At 36.6% G+C, this 3,090-nt stretch carries 3 protein-coding genes; 1 reads left to right on the top strand and 2 read right to left on the bottom strand.

Annotation, left to right across the window (positions count from 1 at the left end):
• The first annotated feature begins 280 nt into the window (after window positions 1-280).
• Complete coding sequence (locus F6K27_RS32725; RefSeq protein WP_287279979.1) at window positions 281-1,291, top strand: dihydroorotate dehydrogenase-like protein; 1,011 nt, start codon at window positions 281-283, stop codon at window positions 1,289-1,291.
• A gap of 539 nt (window positions 1,292-1,830) precedes the next feature.
• On the opposite strand, the gene F6K27_RS32720 is transcribed toward F6K27_RS32725, so the two are convergent.
• Both F6K27_RS32720 and F6K27_RS32715 read right to left on the bottom strand, forming a co-directional pair.
• Window positions 1,831-2,526, bottom strand: a complete 696-nt coding sequence (locus F6K27_RS32720) for a Uma2 family endonuclease (RefSeq protein WP_287279977.1) — start codon at window positions 2,524-2,526, stop codon at window positions 1,831-1,833.
• Between the two features lie 141 nt (window positions 2,527-2,667).
• The gene (locus F6K27_RS32715) at window positions 2,668-2,958 is read right to left on the bottom strand and encodes a DUF5615 family PIN-like protein (protein WP_287279985.1); all 291 of its coding nucleotides are present in this window, start codon (window positions 2,956-2,958) and stop codon (window positions 2,668-2,670) included.
• Window positions 2,959-3,090: the final 132 nt, after the last annotated feature.

The following is a 3,090-nucleotide window of genomic DNA, read 5'->3' as shown; positions in this document are numbered from 1 at the left end:
TAAACCAAATATATTTGGTTGTTTTGAACCGTATTGCTGGAGCATTAGTAATCTTTTTTGGTCTATTTTTTTCGGTGTTGGGATTCGCAAAGATCTGGCTTTTTCCTCACAGCACCTTACAATTTATAGGCTAGAATTTGTAAGCAGCTCGATACCAAATAGGTGTTTGTTGGATTTATCCTACGGATGAGCTGCGCTAACGGGTTTCCTCAACCCAACCTACGCCTTCTACGCCTTTTTCTCTTTTGACTTTTGACTTTTGAATTTTGAATTAAACATTATGGATATTACGACAAATTATTTAGGATTACAATTACGTTCCCCATTAGTTGTAGGAGCTGCTGCACCTTTAACCGAAGACTTAGATAATCTCAAACGGATGGAAGATGCTGGTGCTGCTGCAGTAGTTTTACATTCTTTATTTGAAGAACAACTTCGTGAAGAACGTTTGGAATTACAACATCATTTAGAATACGGCACAGAAAGTTTTCCAGAAGCTCTAACTTATTTTCCCGAACCAGAAGTCTTTCATGTCGGTGCTTCGGAATATTTAAAGCATATTAGTCAGGCCAAAAAAATGGTAAATATGCCAATTATTGCCAGTTTAAATGGTTCAACTATTGGTGGTTGGACTCATTATGCTAAAGAATTAGAGACTGCTGGTGCAGATGCTTTGGAGTTAAATATCTACAATATTCCTACTAATATGGATATGACTGGGGAACAAGTAGAACATAATTATATTAGTATTCTGCAAGCTGTTAAATCTGAGGTAAATATTCCGGTTTCTATTAAACTTAGCCCCTTCTTTAGTAACATGGCAAATATGTCGAAAAAGTTGGTAGAAGCAGGGGTAAATGGATTAGTTTTGTTTAACCGTTTCTATCAACCAGATATTAATATTGAAGAGCTAGAAGTAACAACTAATGTATTATTAAGTACCCCACAAGCAATGCGTTTACCTATGCGTTGGATAGCTATTTTGTACGGTAGATTAGAGGTTGATTTTGCAGCAACTAGCGGCGTACAAAAAGGGCAAGATGTGATTAAAATGATGATGGCAGGTGCGAATGTAACTCAGCTAGTAGGTACTTTATTGCGTCACGGAATTAATCATATTCAAGTTATCGAAAATGAAATGATTCATTGGATGGAAGAACATGAATATGAATCAATAGCACAGATGCGCGGTAGTATGAGTCAAATTAATTGTCCTGATGAGAGTAAATTTGAAAGGGCGCAATATATGAAAGCCATTCAAAGTTATAAACCAGCTCAGAGTTTGGTTTAATTAGCAGTAGTAGGGTTTCAATAATGGATAATGGATAATTGATAATTGATAATTAGGGAGAGGTAATTAGGGTTTGCTGAAAAAGTCTAATGGTGATGATAGGCAACAGGGAACAGGCAACAGCGGTGCGACCCCGCGACGACGTTAGCGCAGCTCCTCCTCCGGAGGCTAGTTGCACCTGGTAGCGCACTCCTGTGAGGCAAAAGTTTAGACTATCTACTACGGCCAAATTTTCTGATAGTCAGGGGAAAAGTACTAGCATTTTGAGGCGACAACAGCCAAAAACCTTGCACTTTTTCAAAATAAAAAACCCTAGAAACCTTTTCCAAAAAATTGTGGTTTAAAGCCTCCCCTTTTAAGGGGATAATAAAAAAAATTTTTCATTATTAGTCAATCCTATCCGTTTTCAAGGAGAGGTAATTATTCATTATTAATTGTTGAAAGACATTGATTACAATTTTATTCAGCAAGCCCTAATTATCAATTATCAATTATTGAAAATACCGATGCTGCTGGACATGATATGACTTAAGATATAGCTACAACTGTTCTGGATCAACACCAAGGGAACGCAACATTTGTTCAAGTCGTTCAGCTCTTTGTCGTTCCTGAAGTGCTTCCTCTTCTGGGGTCATAAACCTGTTCCCTTCAGAGTCATACCAATACAACCACTCTTGTTCGGAACGGTAATGATTACCAACTTCAGTTCCTATCCCCAGACCAATTTCTGGCATCCACACAGGATTTCCTTTTAAACGTTGGTATGCTCCATCTACCAAGTAATACACTTCAAATTGTTCGTGTTTGTCTCGCTTGGTATAATCTGGGTTATAGATGACATAATACAATACTCCCAACCGAGCGTAATCAATCATTTTTTCATTGTATTCACCCCCATAAGTTTTAGAAACAATTTCCAATATTCGTATTGGAACAACATAATTTTCCTCCCAAAGAACATAGGAGGATCGCAATTTATTATTTTTGAGTCGTGGAACCCCCAGACTGAGCAAAGCATCAGGAACTATAGCAACTCTAGGACTTGAACCGGTGGTGTGGAAAATTCCCATATTTACGCCAAAAAACCAATCATAGCGATCGCCCCATAACTGATTTAAAATTAACATTAGCAGGTTAGGAATTAGAATTTGTATTTCGCGATCAACGGGTTTGTCGTCTGAATCAGGTAATTCGTCACTTGATGGTAGGTTGAGTAATTGCTTGTGGTTTACCATAATAATTTGATTGTGACATTTGAGTTGTTTGATTTTAGCAAATAATTTAAATAATTTGATGACTGAGGTGCTAAATGCTCAATAGAAAACTATCATTGGATGATGCAGGTATTTATGAGCGATCGCTGAATTTACTATGAGCTACAAAAACTCAATCTTTTTGTACATATATTCAGGTTCTAAACATTCCCAAATTAAGACTAGATCGCTAATAATCTTTCCTATTGACTGACGTTGTTGACGAGTATAAATAATCCCAGAATGTTCGATACCTGTGGCAGCTAAACTGAGAAAATCATCATCAAAAGTAAAAATGACTCGTTTTTCAGATAAAGCATAACCTAATTGTTGTTCGTCAGATGCACCAATGAGCAATGCTTCTGCTGAGGTTGTATAGCAATGAGCGCTGGCATCTTTACATGTTACATAGATATTTGCAATGTAATATAAAAGTAACTGTATGAGCTGTATTTTTCATAAATTAGGCGATCGCTAAACCTTAAAGTTTTAAGGATGTCTGTAATGGTATTGATAATTTACAGTTTATAGCTTGAAATTGTTTAC

Source organism: Okeania sp. SIO2F5 (assembly GCF_010692685.1).
GTDB classification, from domain to species: domain Bacteria; phylum Cyanobacteriota; class Cyanobacteriia; order Cyanobacteriales; family Microcoleaceae; genus Okeania; species Okeania hirsuta.
The sequence above is the reverse complement of the archived record's forward strand: the minus strand, read 5'-3'. Positions and strand labels throughout refer to the sequence as shown.

What these genes read in the sequence shown, in the direction of transcription:
- F6K27_RS32720 (WP_287279977.1), bottom strand. Translation starts at nt 2,526, where the DNA reads ATGGTAAACCACAAGCAATTACTCAACCTACCATCAAGTGACGAATTA.
- F6K27_RS32725 (WP_287279979.1), top strand. Translation starts at nt 281, where the DNA reads ATGGATATTACGACAAATTATTTAGGATTACAATTACGTTCCCCATTA.